The organism is Streptomyces sp. NPDC050085 (assembly GCF_044460595.1).
In the GTDB taxonomy this organism is placed as follows: domain Bacteria; phylum Actinomycetota; class Actinomycetes; order Streptomycetales; family Streptomycetaceae; genus Streptomyces.
This window is the reverse complement of the sequence record NZ_JBITJZ010000006.1, coordinates 338,789-354,444: the sequence shown is the minus strand read 5'-3', so window position 1 is coordinate 354,444 and position 15,656 is coordinate 338,789. Positions and strand designations below refer to the sequence as shown.

Here is a 15,656-nt window from a genome sequence, read left to right as displayed (position 1 = left end):
AAATCTGTATACCAAAGCTTCGAAGTCGTAACGATGGCACGTGGACGGCAGGGTGTGTCGCCCCGTTTGAAGGGATATCGGAGGCGATCCATCCGGCGGAATGCGGCTGTCCAATAGCTGAGACGCCATTTGGTATACCGTGTCGCCCCATCAGCGCGACCCGACCGGGCGCGCACCCCCCCGTTCGTGTAAGGAGGTGTGGTCCCGTGCGTCGCATACCCGCTGTGCTCGCGGCGGCCGCATTGCTGACGTCGGCCACCGGATGCGGCTCGCTCGCACCGCCCGGCCAACAGACCGCGGCCGCGCCCCGGCTCGTCGACGAGCGGCCCGTCCGCGACGGCGGCACCGCCGTCATCGGGCTCAAGTCGGACCCCGACATGCTCGACCCCAGCCTGACCGGCACCCTGGTCGCCCGGACCGTCTTCACCTCCATGTGCGAGCAGCTCTACGACGTCGACCGGCACAACCGCTTCGTGCCCCAACTCGCCGCCTCCCTGCCGAAGATCACCAACGGCGGGAGGACGTTCACCTTCGACGTGCGCCGCGACGCACGCTTCAGCGACGGCGCCAGGCTCGACGCGCAGGCCGTCAAGACCTCCCTCGACCGCCACCTCCACCTGCCCGGTTCCGGACGCGCCTCCGAGATCGACTCGGTGGAGAAGGTCGACGCCGTCGGCCCCTACACCGTGCGGCTCACGCTCAAGCACGCGGACACCCCGCTGCTCGGCCGGCTCGCCAACACCGCGGGCCTGATCATGTCGCCGAAGGCGCTGGCCACGTACGGGAAGAGCTTCGCCGCGCACCCGTCGTGCGTCGGCCCGTTCAAGTACGCCAAGCGCGTCATCGGCGACCGCATCGAGCTGACGAAGGACCCCCTCTACTACGACGCCGACAAGGTCCACCTCGACGGCGTGGTCTACAAGACCATCACCGACGGCAACATCCGCCTGGCCAACCTGCGTTCGGGCGACGTGCAGATCGGTGACCAGATGGGTCCTGTCGAGGTGCGCAGCGCCATGGGCGACAAGGACCTCCAGCTCCTCAACACACCCTCGCTCGGCTACATGGCGATCACCCTCAACGTCGGCAACACCGACGGCATCGACCACCCGGCCGGCCGCCTCGACACCCCCTTCGGGCGCGACGTGCGGGTGCGCGAGGCGTTCGACCTCGCCCTCGACCGCAGGCTCATCAACAAGGTGGTCTTCCAGGACATGTACGAGCCGGCGTGCGGCCCCGTGCCGCCGGGCACGCCGCTCAGCACGCCGGTCACCTGTCCCGGGCGCGATGTCGCCCGGGCCAAGCGGCTGTTGAAGGAGGCCGGCGTCAAGACGCCCGTACCGCTCGAGCTGATGATCAACACGACGCCGGAGGACAACCGGCTCGGCCAGGTCGTCCAGGCCATGGCGAAGGAAGCCGGGTTCGACGTGACGCTGCGGCCCACCGAGTTCGCCACCGGTCTCACCCGTACCCTCGCGGGCGACTTCCAGGCGCGCACCGGCGGTTGGGGCGGCCAGCCCGACCCGGCCGGCAACATCGACAGCCTCGTCGGCACCACCGGCAGCAACAACCAGGGCAAGCTCTCCGACCCCGAGATCGACCGGCTCATCGCGGCCGGGCGCGGCACGGGCGACGTGGCGAAGCGCCGCGAGATCTACCGGAAGCTCACCGCCGCCATCAACCGGCAGCACGGCGTGATCTACCTCTACCGCAACATCAACTACGCGGTCGCCTCCCAGGACATCAGCGGCATCGCCCTGTCCGGCGACGGCCTCATCCGGGTCAAGGAAGCCGGATACGTGAAGGGAGGCCGGGGATGACGACCCTGCGGACCGTGCTCGGCTCCTACCTCGGGCGCCGGGTCGGACAGGCCCTGCTCACCATGGTGCTGGTCAGCATCACCGTGTTCGCCGGCGTGCGCGCCATGCCCGGCGACACCGCCCAGGCCCTCGCCGGCGAACAGACCTCGCCGGAAGTCCTGGCCGCCATCCGCGAGGAGTACGGCCTCAACGACAACATCGTCGTCCAGTACTGGGACTACGTGCGCCACGCCGTCACCGGCGACTTCGGCACGTCCGCCCGCAGCGGACTGCCCGTCCTCGACTCCATCCTCGACGCACTGCCCATCACCCTCGAACTCGCCGCGCTCGCCCTGCTGTTGGCCGTCGTCGTCGGGATCGGCGCCGGGATCGTCGCGGCCGTGCGCCGCGGCCGCCCCGAGGAGTGGCTCGCCAACGCGATCGCGCTGCTCGGCATGTCCGTGCCGACGTTCTGGCTCGGCATGCTGCTCGTCCTCGGATTCGCCATCGCCGTCCCGGTGTTCGCCGCCTCCGGCTTCGTCCCGTTCGGCCAGGACCCCCTGGAGAACCTGCGCCGCCTCGTGCTCCCCGCGATCGTGCTGGGCTCGGGCCTCGCCGCCGTCGTCATGCGGCAGACCCGCGCCGCCATGCTCGACGCGATGTCCTCGGACTACGTCCGCACCGCGCGGGCCAAGGGCCTCTCCCAGCGCTCCGTCATCGGCTCGCACGCGCTGCGCAACTCGCTGGTCACCGTCATCACCGTGCTCGGACTCCAGCTCGGCCAGCTCATCTCCGGCGCCGTCGTCACCGAGCAGGTCTTCGTCCTGCCGGGCTTCGGCAAGCTCACCATCGACGCCGTCTTCACCCGTGACTACGCGATGGTGCAGGGCGTCGTGCTCTTCACCTCCGCCGCGTACATCCTGATCAACCTGCTGGTCGACCTCCTCTACTCCGTCGTCGACCCGCGCATCCGTCTTGGAGGCTCCCGATGACGGCCCTCGACATCCCGGCGGCCCCGGCCCCCGCCGCCGCCCGCGAGCGCGGCCGGGCCGCGGACGCCTGGCGCAGACTGCGCCGCAACCGGCTCGCCCTGACCGGCGCCGTGCTCGCCGCCCTCTTCGTCCTCATCGCCGTCTTCTCGTCGCTGCTCACGCCGTACGACCCCGCGCGCCCCGACTTCGACCACGTGCTGGCGGCGCCGAGTCGGGCCCATTGGCTGGGCACCGACGACCTGGGGCGCGACCAGCTCTCCCGCGTGCTCGTCGGCGTCACCGCGTCGATGCAGGTCGGCGTGCTCGCCGTGGTGCTCGCCTTCGTGTTGGCGGTGCCGCTCGGCCTGGTTGCGGGCTACTTCGGCAAGTTCGCCGACACGGTCGTGTCCCGGCTCACCGACACGATGCTCGCCTTCCCGTTCCTGGTGCTCGCCGTCGGCCTCGCCGCCGTCCTCGGCCCGTCGCTGAAGAACGCCACCATCGCCATCGGCATCTCGCAGATCCCGGCGATCATCCGCATCACCCGGGCCGAGACGCTGCGCCTCAAGCACCTCGACTACGTGGGCGCGGCCATCGCCAACGGCGCGGGCAACGGCACCATCCTCTTCCGGCACATCCTGCCCAACGCCACCTCGGCGCTGATCGTGCAGGCCACCGTCGGCGTCCCGTCCGCGATCATCGGCGAGGCGGTGCTCAGCTTCCTCGGGCTCGGCGTGCAGCCGCCGTCGCCGTCGCTCGGCGTGATGCTCTCCAGCGCCCAGCCGTTCATCGCCACCGCCCCGTGGATGGCCGTCTTCCCCGGCCTCGTCATCGTCCTCGCCACCCTCGCCTTCAACCTGCTCGGCGACGGCGTCCGCGACATCCTCGACCCCCGTGGAGGCTCCCGGTGACCACGGCCACCCCCACCGCGCGACCCGTGCTCAGCGTCCGCGACCTGACCGTCTCCTTCCACGGCCCCGACTCCACGGTCCACGCCGTCGACGGCGTCTCCTACGACCTGCGCCCCGGCGAAGTCCTCGCCGTGGTCGGCGAGTCGGGCTGCGGCAAGTCCGTCACGTCGATGGCGGTCATGGGCCTGCTCCCGCCGACCGCCCGCGTCGGCGGCTCCATCACCCTGGACGGCGAGGAACTCGTCGGCGCGAGCGAACGCACCCTGCGCTCGCTGCGCGGCCGCCGCCTCTCCATGATCTTCCAGGAGCCGATGACGTCCCTGAACCCGGTCCTCACCATCGGCCGGCAGATCACCGAAGTCCTCGTACGCCACCAGAAGGTGAGCAAGAAGGACGCCCGCGCCCGGGCCGTCGAACTGCTCGACCTCGTCGGCATCCCGGCCCCCGACCGGCGCATCGACGAGTACCCGCACCAGCTGTCCGGCGGCATGCGCCAGCGCGTGATGATCGCCATCGCGGTCGCCTGCGACCCGGCCGTCCTCATCGCCGACGAGCCGACCACGGCCCTCGACGTCACGGTGCAGGCCGGCATCCTCGACGTACTGAAGTCGCTGCGCGACCGGCTCGGCACCGCCATCGTGCTCATCACGCACGACCTCGGCGTCGTCGCCGACACCGCCGACCGGGTCCTCGTGATGTACGCGGGCCGCCCCGTCGAACAGGCCTCGGCCGACGAGCTGTTCGCCGCGCCGAGCCACCCGTACGCGCGCGGCCTGCTCGGCGCCGTCCTGCGCCCCGGCAGCCGTACGCCCGAGGGGCGCGCGCGGCTCAACGAGATCCCCGGGCTCGTGCCCGACCTGCGTTCGCAACCCGACGCCTGCTCGTTCGCGCCCCGCTGCACGTTCGCGCAGGACGACTGCCGCACCGGGCGCCCCGCGCTGCGCACGCTGGCGGGAACGCACCGGATCGCCTGTCATCACCCCGCACGTGAGGAGGCCGTCCGATGAGCGGCACGGACACCCCGGTCCTCGAGGTCCGCGACCTCCAGCGCCACTTCCCCGCCCCGACCGGCGCCGTGCGCGCCGTCGACGGCGTCAGTCTGACCATCGCGCCCGGCGAAGTCGTGGGCCTGGTGGGGGAGTCGGGCAGCGGCAAGTCGACCGTGGGCCGCTGCGTGGTCCGCCTCGACCAGCCGACCGGCGGCGAGATCGTGCTCGACGGCACGGACATCACGACCCTGTCGCCGCGCGCGATGCGGCCGCTGCGCAAGAAGGTCCACCTGGTCTTCCAGGACCCGTCCTCGTCCCTCAACCCGCGCATGACGATCCGTCAAATCATCGCGGAACCCCTGAGGTTGCACGGTCTGGCGAACCGGGAGGAGGCATCACGCCGCGTCGACGAGCTGCTGCGCCAGGTCGGACTGCGCCCCGAGCTCGCGGACCGGGGTCCGCACCAGCTGTCCGGCGGCCAGCGCCAGCGCGTCTCCATCGCGCGCGCCCTGTCCGTCGAACCGGCGCTGCTGGTCGCCGACGAACCGACGTCCGCGCTCGACGTCTCCGTGCAGGCCTCGGTCCTGAACCTGCTCGCCGACCTCCAGCGCGAGCGCGGCTTCGGCTGCCTGTTCATCACGCACGACCTGGCGGCCGTCGAGTACCTCGCCGACCGGATCGCGGTCATGTACCTGGGCCGGATCGTCGAACAGGCCCCGGCCGCCGAGCTGTTCGCCGACCCCAAGCACCCGTACACCCAGGCGCTGCTGTCCGCCGCGCCGGTCCCGGACCCCGCCGAGCAGCGCGGCCGCAGCCGCATCGTGCTCGGCGGCGACCTGCCGAGCCCCCTGGACCCGCCGCCGGGCTGCCACTTCCACACGCGCTGCCCGCTGGCCACGGACCGCTGCCGCACCGAGGCCCCGGCCCTGCGTACGTTCGGGTCGCGGCAGGTGGCGTGTCATCTGGTGGGGGAGGACGGCACGGCGCCGGACGCGCGGGAGGCGGTCACCGCCTGACCGCCCGCGTGACGTACGAAGGGCCGGACCACCGTGGCGGTGGTCCGGCCCTTCGCGCTCAACGGGCTTGCTCAGCCGACCAGTTGGAGCTGGTCGGCGACGACGCGGCCCGCGTGGATCACCGTACGGTCGCTGCCGCGGTCCATGACGGCGGCAGCCACGCTGTCGCCGTCGACGAGAACCAGGTCGGCGGCGTCGCCCGCGTCCACGCCGGGGCGGTCGGCGGTCGAGGTGAGCCGGCGCAGCGACGGGTCGAGGATCGCGTGTCCGCCGCGGCTCGCGACGGCCCAGCAGTGCTCGATCAGCTCGTCGGGCCGGTAGCGGCTGGTGAACGCGAGCTGCCAGGTGCGGTCGAGCATGTCGCCGTTGCCGTAGGGCGACCAGTAGTCGCGCTGGCCGTCCTCGCCGAGTCCCACGCGGACCCCGGCCCGCGTCAGCTCGGCCAGCGGCAGGGCGTGCGACTGCTGGGCGGGCGCGATCGTCGCCATGGAGATGTCGAGCTCGGCGAACTCCTCGATGAGGCGGCGCCGCGTCGCCTCGTCGACGGTGCCCAGCTCGTACGCGTGCGAGAGCGTGACCTTGCCCTGCATGCCGAGCGCGCGGGTGCGCTCCAGGATCAGGTCGGTGCTGAACACGCCGAGGTGGCCGGGCTCGTGCAGGTGGATGTCGACGGGCGCCCGGTGCTTCTCGGCGAGCCCGAAGACGATGTCGAGGTGGCGGACCGGGTCGCGGTCGAGGGTGCACGGGTCGATGCCGCCGACGACCGCGGCGCCGGAGGCCAGGGCCTGGTCCATCAGCTCCGGGACGCCCTTCTCCAGGAGCAGACCGGCCTGCGGGAACGCCATGATCTCCACGTCGGCCCGGTCCTTGTGGGCCTCCTTGGCGGCGAGGACGCCCTCGAAGCGCTCGAGGCCGCTGTCCGCGTCGATCTGCGCGTAGCTGCGGACGCGGGTGGTGCCGCGCTCGATCATCCGGCCGAGCAGGTTCGTGGCACGCTCGGCGACCGGCGGGTCCTCGCGCCAGTGCGCGCGGTCGTTCATCGTCAGGCCCCAGACGCCCGGCTTGCCGGTGTGCTCGCGGAACGGCAGGCCGACGCGGTTGGAGTCCAGGTGGCAGTGGACGTCCGAGAAGGACGGCATGGCGAGGCGCCCGCGCCCGTCGACACTCGTCCCCTCGTCCTCGCGGGCCGGGTCGTGCGGCGCGATCGCGGCTATGCGGCCCTCACGGATGAGGATGTCGGAGGCCGCGGCGCCCCACGGGCGGACGTTCCTGATGAGCATGTCGGGTGGTTCTCCTTGCGCTGGTGGTGCGTGCGGGTGGTGCGTGCCGGTCGTCGTGGGCCGCTCCGCTCAGGAAGCGGGGTCGACGAACGCGGGGAAGGTGGGCGGGAAGAGCTCGTCCGCGCTGCGGCCCCGGACGTCCCGTTCGCCGTAGGCGGCGCGCATCTTCGCGAACAGGTCCTGCGCGCGGCCGCGCAGCGTCTCCGTGTCGACGCCGGGCAGCCGCCCGTCGATGAGGACGGGCCGGCCGTTCACGACGGAGTGCGTGGCGTTGCGGGCGGTGCCGTTGAGCAGCAGGGTGCGGACGGGATCGTCGAGGACGCCGTCGCGCAGGTCGTCGAGGCGGAACGCGACCAGGTCGGCGCGGGCACCGGGGGCGAGCCGTCCCAGGTCGGGGCGGCCGAGGGCGCGGGCACCGCCCAGGGTGGCGGCCTCGACGTACTCCTCGGCGGGTGCGGCGTCGGCGCGGCCGTCGACGACCTTGGCGAGGTGGACGCCGAGATCCATGCCGCGGATCAGGTCGGGCGGGAAGGAGTCCGTGCCGAGGGCCAGGTTGATCCCGGCGCGGCGGTAGGTGCCGAAGGAGTGCAGGACGTCGCCGTAGCGCAGGGACGTCTGCGGGCAGTGGACGACGGAGACGCCGGCCAGCGCGGCGAGGTCACCGCGGTCCTCGCCGTGGACGGACGGGTGCCGGTCGACGACGAGCCCGTGCGGGACGAGGAGCCTGGTGTCCAACAGGCCGGTACGGGCGAGGAGTTCGAGCGGGGTGCAGTCGTGCAGCCTGCGCACGGACTCGCGCTCCAGGAGGCCCTGGAGGCAGTGGACACGCACCGGCACATCGCGTTCGAGGGCGAGTTCGGCGGTCGCGCGCAGCAGCTCGGGGGTGAGGGTCTCGATGCGGCAGGGCAGCAGTGCCGCCCGGACGAGGGGGTCGTCGAGCCGCTCGACGTGGTCGAGGAACCGCTCGGCGTCGCGCAGCCCGGCGCGGCCCCGTTCCTCGTCGAAGGCGATGTCGCGGCGGCCGTCGGGGTGGACGACGTTCACCCCGGAGCGGTAGCTCGGGCCGAGGTAGCCGCGCAGTCCGATGCGCCGCGAGGTCTCGGCCATGTCGACGAACTCGTCGAAGCTCTCGGCCCAGGAGCTGTGCACCTCGGAGGCGATCGGCATGTACGTGGTGATGCCGTGCAGCGCGAGCTGGACGAGCGCGTACTCACGGATGGTCGACCGTTCGGCGGGGGTGAACACGTCGCGGCTGCGCCGGGCGTACTCGGCCGACCACTGCAGTCCTGGACCGCGTTCGGGCGAGGCCCAGGAGTCGAGGACGAGATGGTCGATGTCGGCGAGCGCGTCGAGGTCGATCAGACCCGGCACGACGAGCCGTTCCCCGAGGTCGACGTCCACGTCGAGGGGGCCGTCCCAGCCGCGCCCCACATGGACGAGGGTGTCGTCCTCCCAGACGGCCTCCCCGTCGCGCAGCAGCACATGGCGCCCGTTCTGGTGCGCGAGGACGTGGGCGGCGCGCCAGCGAGTGCGCACGGGGGCCTCCTGAGGTCGGTTGCTCAGCCGGACCCTAGCACTTGGGATACCAAATTTGACGGGCCGGGATGCCGGAGGCGGTCGGACGCGATCTTCGATGCGAAAATGGCGGCATGACAGCCGCTGAGGAATTCACCCCCGAGTCGGAACGGGTCATGCGCACCCTGCGCGACCAGATCATCGAGGGGACGCGGGCACCCGGCAGCAAGCTGGTGGAGCGCGAGGTCGCCGCCGAGCTGGGGGTGAGCCGGCTCCCGGTGCGCGACGCCCTGCGCGGCCTGGTGAGCGAGGGCCTCGTGATGCCGCGCCCGCGCAGCTGGGCCGTGGTGCGCGAGTTCACCCCGTCCGACATCTCAGACCTCAGCGAGGTCAGGTCCGCCCTGGAGACCCTCGGGTTCCGGCTGGCCGCGCAGCGCCGCACGCGCGCCGGGCTCGCCCGGCTGAGGGCCGATCTGGACGCGGAGCGCGAAGCCGCCGAGAGCGGGGACGGTGCGGCGGCCCGCCGGGCGGCCGCGGACTTCCACGAGACCGTCACCGAACTCGCCGACAACGCGCTGCTGAGCGAGCTGGAGACGACCCTGCGCAGCCGCATGCGCTGGCTGCTCGGCCAGCACGACGACTTCTCGGCGGTCGCGGAGGAGCACGAGGAGCTCTACCGGGCCATCGAGGCCCGCGACGTGGAGCACGTCGAGGCCCTCGCGGAGCGCCACCAGACGACCAGCAAGGAGAAGGTCGCCGCGCATCAGCGCCGGACGGCGCAGGGATAGGGGGTGTCTTTGAAGAGGCGGGCTCAATTGCCGCTGTAGCGCGGCAGCCCCGGCATGCGCAGCGCGAGCAGCACCAGGAACGCGATGAGGAGCAGGGCGCTCAGGAACGTGGTGGTGGCCACGCCCGCGTACTGGGCCGCCACGCCGAGCCCCAGCGACGACACCGGCATGACGCCGATGGCCAGTTCCTGGACGCCGAGGGCGCGCCCTTGGACGGACGGGTCGGTCGTCATCAGGAGCAGGGTCGTCTGGAGCACACCGAACGACGCGCTCAGTACGCCGATCGCCGCCATCAGGACGAAGGACAGCGCGACCTGGTGCGAGAGCGCGAACAGTGACCACAGCGCGGCCCAGGCCGCGGTGCCGAAGACGAACAGGGCGCCCTTGAAGCGGAAGTCGCCGAGTGCGGCGATCGCCAGGGAACCGGCGAGGCCACCGATGCCGCCGCAGGTCAGCAGCCAGCCGAGGCCGTCCGCGTCCAGGCCGAGCGACTCCTTGGCGAACACCGGCATGAACGCCTGGTGGATGGGCCACAGCAGCACGTTCGCCGCCAGCGTCACGGCGAGCACCGCTGCGGTCAGGCGGCTGCGCAGGATCGAGCGGAGCCCGCTGGTGAGCATGGTGGACACCGGCTCGGGTGCGGCGCCGTGCCCCGCGACCGGGGCCCGGTGCGCACGGCGCAGCGGACGCAGGGCGAGCAGCGACACCGCGTACCAGGCACCCGAGATCCACAGGGCGGCCGAGGCGCCGAAGGCACTGATCATGGCGCCGCCGAGCGCCGGGCCGACCACCTGCGTCATGTTCATCGCCATCGCGTTGAGCGCGTTGGCGTTGCTCAGACTGCCGCGGCCCACCAGATCGAGCACGAGCGCGGAGCGCGCGGGCTGCGACGGGGACTGCGCCAGGCCCGTGGCGAAGCCGCCCAGCACCAGGACCCAGTAAGGGACTTGGTGGACGGACTGCAGGGCCGCGACCACCGTCGCCGCGCCGAGCGCCCAGGAACAGGCGAAGGTGAGCAGCCGTATGCGGTCGTAGCGGTCGGAGAGGACGCCCGCGAACGGGCCGAGGAGCATCGGTGCGAGCCGCGCCGACGTGAACACCGCCAGCAGGAACTCGGAGTGGGTCGTCTCGAAGACGAGCCACCCGAGCACCATCGTCTGCGTCCACGCACCGCCGAAGAAGAACACGTTCGATATCCACAGCGCGCGGAAGCCCTTGCTGCCGCGCAAGGACGCGAGCGGACCGGGCCGGCCGGGGGCGCGGGACTCGGAGGTGACCTTCGGGTTCTGCCGCGGCACGGCGGGCTCCTCTGCGGTTGTTCTTCGGTTGTCCTGCGGTAGTCCTGCGGCTGCGTCGGGCCGTGCCCGGCGAGCGGCAAATGGTATACCGGGAGTTGATCTCTACCGGCCGACGAAGACGACCCCGCCGTCGACGTCCGCCCGGATCTCCGTGCCGACCGTGCGTGCGAGGAGGTCGTCGAGCCGGTCCAGCGGGCCGATCAGCGCACGGCCACCGGCCTCGGCGACCCGCACCGCCGCCTCGACCTTCGGCTGCATCGAGCCCTCGGCGAACTTCATCGTCGCGAGGCCCTCGGGGGAGGCGGTCAGGATGTCGCGCTGCTCGGGCGTGCCCCAGTTCTCGCTCACGAAGTCGCCGTCGGTGAGCATGATCAGCATGTCCGCCCCGAGGTCGGCGGTGAGCGCGGCGCTCGCGGCGTCCTTGTCGACGACGGCCTGCATGCCGATCTGGCGGCCCTTGGAGTCGGTGCGCACCGGCACCCCGCCGCCGCCGACGCAGACCACCAGGGTGCCGTGGTCGAGCAACGTGCTGACCAGCGGCGCCTGCATGATCCGCAGCGGGTGCGGCGACGGCACGACCCGGCGGAAGGCGCCGCCGTCCTTGGCGATGGTCCACCGGTACTCGGCGGCGGCCTCGGCGGCGTCCTGCGCCGAGTAGGTCGGGCCGATCAGCTTGGTCGGCCGCTCGAAGGCCGGGTCCGCCTCGTCGACCTCGGTCGTCGTGATGAGGGCCGCCACCTCGCGCTCACCGGCCAGGGCGTTGGTCAGCTCCTGCTGGATGACGTAGCCGATCATGCCCTGCGTCTCCGCGCCGAGGATGTCCAGCGGGTACGCGGCCACGTCCTGGTAGGCGAGGTTCTGCAGCGCCAGCAGGCCGACCTGGGGGCCGTTGCCGTGGGTGATGACCACCTCGTGCTCACGCGCCAGACCGGCCAGCGCCTGGCAGGCCCCGCGGACGTTGGCCCGCAGCCGGTCGGCCGTCATCGGCTCCCCGCGCTTGGCCAGTGCGTTTCCCCCGAGGGCGACGACGATGCGCATGTGATGTCCCTTGCTTGTACGTGTGTTCGCGTATGGGAGGCAGAATGGTATACCAATAGCGTCCACGCAATGAGATGCCGACCGGCCGGAGGAGGGAGCGACCATGCGCCACGACGAGCCCGCAGGGCCCCGCGTGCTGTCCGGTGACGCCCGCCTGCTCGACGCGCTGCGCACGGCCGACGGCACCGGCTGCGTCCACTCCGTCTTCACGCGCGTCATCAACCTGCTGACCTGGCAAGGGACGTTGATCGCGCTCGCGTCGCCGGAAGCGGGCGACGCCCCCCGCACGCTCGTGGTCGACGTCGCGGACTGGACCCGGTACGGACCGGTCGCGGGTCGGTCGGTGGCCTTCGCGCCCGGGACCCTCACGCTCCCCGGCCCCGGCCGCCCGCTGCGCCTGAAGACCTCCGGGGCCCGGCCCTGGTATCCCGAAACTCCGTCCCTCGCGCACCTCGGGCCGGGCGGGTTCGCCGCCGCGGCCGCCGCCCTCGACCGGCTCGTCCGCGCGCACGGGACCCGCGGCGGCATGCTCGGCGCGCACGCCGACGCGGGCCCCATGGAGCGAGCCGTCGTCCAGGCGCTGCACGCCGGGCGGTCCACGCTCACCGCGGCCATCCTCGACGGCGACGAGAGCGGCATGCACCGCGGCGTCCTCGCACTCCTCGGCCTCGGCCCCGGACTCACGCCCGCGGGCGACGACTTCCTCGCCGGACTCGCTCTCGTCGCGGCGCTTCCCGGCAGCGCGCTGACCGGCTTCGGGCCCGTCCTGCGGCGCGCCCTGGTCGCCCACCCCGCCCGCACCACGGACCTCTCCCGCGCCACCCTCGCCGAAGCGGCCGAAGGCCGGGTGCGCGGCGAACTCATCGACGTACTACGGCAGTTGGCGCCCGGCCCGCCGCCGTGGGAGCTGCACGCTCCTGTCCGCAGGGCGCTGGCCGTCGGCCACACCTCGGGCAGCGACACCCTGTCCGGCCTGAGCGCCGGACTCCACCTGGAAGAAGAACTGCGAGGTTCGCTGTGAGTACCACCACAGCTGTCGTACGGAAGAACACGTACTTCGACTCCGTGTCCCTGATGTCCGTCTCGACCAGGGCCAACGCCCTGGACGGGGTGGACCAGGCGTTCACCGCCATGGGCACCGAGATGAACAAGGGGGTGCTGGAGAACCTGGGCCTGCTCACCGACGAGCTGCGGGCCGCCGAGAGCGGCGACCTCATGATCGTCGTCGTGGCCGATGACGGCGCCGACACCACGGCGCTCCTCGCCGAGATCGAGGACCTCCTCACCCGCAAGGCCCCCGCCTCCGCGGGCGGCGCCGAGGTCACCTACCGCACCATCGCCTCCGCCGCCGAGGGCATCGAGGGCGCGAACCTCGCCGTCATCGCCGTCAACGGCGCCTATGCCGCCCGCGAGGCCCGCAAGGCCCTCGACAGCGGACTGCACGTGATGATGTTCAGCGACAACGTCGCCGTCGAGGACGAGATCGCCCTCAAGCAACTCGCCCACGACAAGGGCCTGTTCATGATGGGCCCGGACTGCGGCACCGCGATCATCAACAACGTCGCGCTCTGCTTCGGCAACAAGGTCCGCCCCGGCTCCATCGGCATCGTCGCCGCCTCCGGCACCGGCTCGCAGGAGGTGTCCGTACGTGTCCACGCGCTCGGCGGCGGCATCTCGCAGCTCATCGGCACCGGCGGCCGCGACCTGTCCGAGCAGGTCGGCGGCATCATGATGGTCGACGGCATCCGCGCGCTCGCCGCCGACCCGGCCACCGACGTCATCGTCCTCGTCTCCAAGCCGCCGGCCGCCTCCGTCGAGACGAAGGTCCTCGCCGAGGTCGCCGCCGCGGGCAAGCCCGTCGTCGTCTGGTTCATCGACGGCTCCGAGGAGGCGGTCACCGCCGCGGGCGCCCACTTCGCCGCGGGCAGCCTCGAGGCCGCCCGCAAGGCCGTCGAACTCGCGGGCGCCGAGCCGCAGTCGACCGGGTCCTTCGACGCCGAGGCCGCCGCGGCGGACGTCGTCGCGTCCCTCGCCGACGGCCAGAAGTACGTCCGCGGACTGTTCTGCGGCGGCACGCTGTGCGACGAGACGATGTACGCGGTGCGCGACGCCGGGCTCGACGTGTGGAGCAACATCCAGAAGGACGCCGGCTTCCGCCTCCCGGCCGGATCCGCCTCGCGCGGCCACACCTTCCTCGACTTCGGCGACGACGACTTCACCAACGGCCGCCCCCACCCCATGATCGACCCGGCGCTGCGCATCGAGCGCATCGCCGAGGAGGCCAAGGACCCCGAAGTCGCCGCGATCGTCATGGACTTCGTCCTCGGCTTCGGCTCCCACGAGGACCCGGTCGGCACCACGCTGCCCGCCATCGAGGAGGCCAAGCGCATCGCCCAGGAGGCGGGCCGCCACCTGGAGATCGTCGCCTACGTCCTCGGCACCGACCTGGACAGCCCGTCCGTCGCCGCCCAGAGCGCCGCCCTGCGCGCGGCCGGCGTCACCGTGACCCCCAGCTCCACCGAGACGGGCCGCTACGCCCGCGAGATCGCGAAGAAGGCACAGGCATGAGCACCCCGCACCACCCCGAGAACCCCGAACTCACCCCCGCCGCCGCCCTGTTCGGCGGTGACCTGAGCGTCGTCAACGTCGGCCTCGCCATGTTCGACGCCGACCTCAGGGCGCAGGACGCCCACGTCTCCACCCTGGACTGGACCCCGCCGGGCGGCGGCAACGTCGAGGCCGCCCGCGCCCTCGACGTCCTCGACCGGCCCGGGCTCGCCGAGCAGATCGAGGCCGCCAACGCCGAGGCCGTCGAGCGCATCATGTCCGCCCGCCCGATGCTCATCGGCTTCGGCCGCGCCCTCGACGTCGTGCCCGGCATGACCGCGACGACGATCCTGCACTCAGGACCGCCCCTCACCTGGGACCGGATGAACGGCCCCATGAAGGGCGCCGTCACCGGTGCGCTCGTCTTCGAAGGCCTCGCCGAAGACCTGGACGCGGCAGCCGAGTTGGCGGCGTCCGGCGCCATCACCTTCAAGCCCTGCCACGAGGCCGACTCGGTCGGCTCGATGGCCGGCGTCACCTCCGCGTCGATGTACGTGCACATCGTGAAGAACGAGACGCACGGCAACATCGCGTACACGAACCTCTCCGAGCAGATGGCCAAGATCCTGCGGATGGGCGCCAACGACCAGAGCGTCGTCGACCGCCTGGTCTGGATGCGGGACGTCTTCGGCCCGATGCTCAAGGAGGCCGTCGAGTTCACCGGCCCCGTCGACCTGCGCCTGCTGCTCTCCCAGGCCCTCCACATGGGCGACGAGTGCCACAACCGCAACGGCGCGGGCACCCTCCTCCTCTTCCAGGCCCTCGCGCCCGGACTGCTCCAGTCGTCGTTCACCACCGCGCAGAAGAAGGAGGTCTTCGACTTCGTCGCGTCCTCCGACTACTTCTCGGGACCGACCTGGATGGCGATGGCGAAGGCCGCCCTCGACGCCGCGAACGGCATCGAGAACTCCACCGTCGTCACGACGATGGCCCGCAACGGCGTCGAGTTCGGCATCCGCGTCGCCGGCCTGCCAGGACAGTGGTTCACCGGACCCGCACAGCAGGTCGTCGGCCCGATGTTCGCCGGGTACAAGCCGGAGGACTCCGGCCTCGACATCGGCGACAGCGCCATCACGGAGACGTACGGCTTCGGCGGCTTCGCCATGTCGGCGGCGCCCGCGATCGTCGCCCTCGTCGGCGGCACCGTCGCCGAGGCCATGGGCTGCACCCGCGACATGGGCGAGATCACCACCGCGCAGAACCCCAACGTCACCATCCCCGCCCTCGACTTCCAGGGCCTGCCCACCGGCATCGACGTCCGCAAGGTCATCGACACCGGGATCCTGCCGGTCATCAACACGGCCATCGCCCACAAGGAAGCGGGCATCGGCATGATCGGCGCCGGCATCACCCACCCGCCCGCGGAGGCCTTCACCAAGGCGGTCACCGCTCTCGCCGAGGCGCTCGGCGGCACCACCTCCTGACGCGCGCGAGCGCCCACCCG

General features: G+C 72.1%; 13 protein-coding genes. 9 read left to right on the top strand and 4 right to left on the bottom strand.

The features are described 5' to 3' along the window. Window positions 1–206: 206 nt before the first annotated feature. The 5 genes from ACIBUY_RS24695 to ACIBUY_RS24675 are packed head-to-tail and all read left to right on the top strand — an operon-like array spanning window position 207 to window position 5,686. On the top strand, window positions 207–1,820 hold the full coding sequence (locus ACIBUY_RS24695) for an ABC transporter substrate-binding protein (protein ID WP_399153728.1): 1,614 nt from the start codon (window positions 207–209) through the stop codon (window positions 1,818–1,820). Next, window positions 1,817–2,791, top strand: a complete 975-nt coding sequence (locus ACIBUY_RS24690; protein ID WP_365579803.1) for an ABC transporter permease — start codon at window positions 1,817–1,819, stop codon at window positions 2,789–2,791. The genes ACIBUY_RS24695 and ACIBUY_RS24690 overlap by 4 nt, the downstream gene beginning before the upstream one ends. Further along, a complete protein-coding gene (locus ACIBUY_RS24685; protein ID WP_399153727.1) occupies window positions 2,788–3,681 on the top strand; it encodes an ABC transporter permease in 894 nt (297 codons plus the stop codon). The genes ACIBUY_RS24690 and ACIBUY_RS24685 overlap by 4 nt, the downstream gene beginning before the upstream one ends. Then, window positions 3,678–4,688, top strand: coding sequence for an ABC transporter ATP-binding protein (locus ACIBUY_RS24680; RefSeq protein WP_399153726.1), 1,011 nt, complete (start codon window positions 3,678–3,680; stop codon window positions 4,686–4,688). Before ACIBUY_RS24685 ends, ACIBUY_RS24680 begins: the two co-directional genes overlap by 4 nt. Beyond that, the gene (locus ACIBUY_RS24675; protein WP_399153725.1) at window positions 4,685–5,686 is read left to right on the top strand and encodes an ABC transporter ATP-binding protein; all 1,002 of its coding nucleotides are present in this window, start codon (window positions 4,685–4,687) and stop codon (window positions 5,684–5,686) included. Before ACIBUY_RS24680 ends, ACIBUY_RS24675 begins: the two co-directional genes overlap by 4 nt. Window positions 5,687–5,757: 71 nt before the next feature. Here the strand turns inward: ACIBUY_RS24675 and ACIBUY_RS24670 are convergent, their stop codons facing one another. Both ACIBUY_RS24670 and ACIBUY_RS24665 read right to left on the bottom strand, forming a co-directional pair. Continuing rightward, window positions 5,758–6,966 carry an amidohydrolase family protein gene (locus tag ACIBUY_RS24670; protein ID WP_365575783.1) on the bottom strand — a complete coding sequence of 403 codons (1,209 nt, stop codon included), beginning with the start codon at window positions 6,964–6,966 and terminating at the stop codon, window positions 5,758–5,760. Window positions 6,967–7,035: 69 nt separating this feature from the next. Next, on the bottom strand, window positions 7,036–8,502 hold the full coding sequence (locus tag ACIBUY_RS24665; RefSeq protein ID WP_365575785.1) for a chlorohydrolase family protein: 1,467 nt from the start codon (window positions 8,500–8,502) through the stop codon (window positions 7,036–7,038). Window positions 8,503–8,615: 113 nt separating this feature from the next. On the opposite strand from ACIBUY_RS24665, the gene ACIBUY_RS24660 reads away from it, so the two are divergent. Then, on the top strand, window positions 8,616–9,269 hold the full coding sequence (locus ACIBUY_RS24660) for a GntR family transcriptional regulator (protein WP_399153724.1): 654 nt from the start codon (window positions 8,616–8,618) through the stop codon (window positions 9,267–9,269). A 23-nt stretch (window positions 9,270–9,292) separates the two neighbouring features. Here the strand turns inward: ACIBUY_RS24660 and ACIBUY_RS24655 are convergent, their stop codons facing one another. Next, window positions 9,293–10,567 (bottom strand): MFS transporter, encoded by a 1,275-nt coding sequence (locus ACIBUY_RS24655; RefSeq protein ID WP_399153723.1) that lies wholly within the window; start codon window positions 10,565–10,567, stop codon window positions 9,293–9,295. A gap of 102 nt (window positions 10,568–10,669) precedes the next feature. Then, window positions 10,670–11,605, bottom strand: a complete 936-nt coding sequence (locus ACIBUY_RS24650; protein WP_365575790.1) for a carbamate kinase — start codon at window positions 11,603–11,605, stop codon at window positions 10,670–10,672. A gap of 103 nt (window positions 11,606–11,708) precedes the next feature. On the opposite strand from ACIBUY_RS24650, the gene ACIBUY_RS24645 reads away from it, so the two are divergent. From ACIBUY_RS24645 to ACIBUY_RS24635, 3 genes are read left to right on the top strand one after another with little or no spacing between them, the layout of a single operon-like run. Next, window positions 11,709–12,626, top strand: a complete 918-nt coding sequence (locus tag ACIBUY_RS24645; RefSeq protein ID WP_399153722.1) for a DUF2877 domain-containing protein — start codon at window positions 11,709–11,711, stop codon at window positions 12,624–12,626. Then, window positions 12,623–14,173, top strand: coding sequence for an acyl-CoA synthetase FdrA (gene fdrA / locus ACIBUY_RS24640; protein ID WP_399153721.1), 1,551 nt, complete (start codon window positions 12,623–12,625; stop codon window positions 14,171–14,173). The genes ACIBUY_RS24645 and fdrA overlap by 4 nt, the downstream gene beginning before the upstream one ends. Further along, complete coding sequence (locus ACIBUY_RS24635) at window positions 14,170–15,636, top strand: DUF1116 domain-containing protein (RefSeq protein WP_399153720.1); 1,467 nt, start codon at window positions 14,170–14,172, stop codon at window positions 15,634–15,636. The genes fdrA and ACIBUY_RS24635 overlap by 4 nt, the downstream gene beginning before the upstream one ends. The last annotated feature ends 20 nt before the right edge of the window (window positions 15,637–15,656 follow it).

Coding starts and splice junctions, on each gene's coding strand:
- ACIBUY_RS24690 (WP_365579803.1), top strand. CDS start 1,817: ATGACGACCCTGCGGACCGTGCTCGGCTCCTACCTCGGGCGCCGGGTC.
- ACIBUY_RS24685 (WP_399153727.1), top strand. CDS start 2,788: ATGACGGCCCTCGACATCCCGGCGGCCCCGGCCCCCGCCGCCGCCCGC.
- ACIBUY_RS24675 (WP_399153725.1), top strand. CDS start 4,685: ATGAGCGGCACGGACACCCCGGTCCTCGAGGTCCGCGACCTCCAGCGC.
- ACIBUY_RS24670 (WP_365575783.1), bottom strand. CDS start 6,966: ATGCTCATCAGGAACGTCCGCCCGTGGGGCGCCGCGGCCTCCGACATC.
- ACIBUY_RS24660 (WP_399153724.1), top strand. CDS start 8,616: ATGACAGCCGCTGAGGAATTCACCCCCGAGTCGGAACGGGTCATGCGC.
- ACIBUY_RS24650 (WP_365575790.1), bottom strand. CDS start 11,605: ATGCGCATCGTCGTCGCCCTCGGGGGAAACGCACTGGCCAAGCGCGGG.
- ACIBUY_RS24645 (WP_399153722.1), top strand. CDS start 11,709: ATGCGCCACGACGAGCCCGCAGGGCCCCGCGTGCTGTCCGGTGACGCC.
- ACIBUY_RS24635 (WP_399153720.1), top strand. CDS start 14,170: ATGAGCACCCCGCACCACCCCGAGAACCCCGAACTCACCCCCGCCGCC.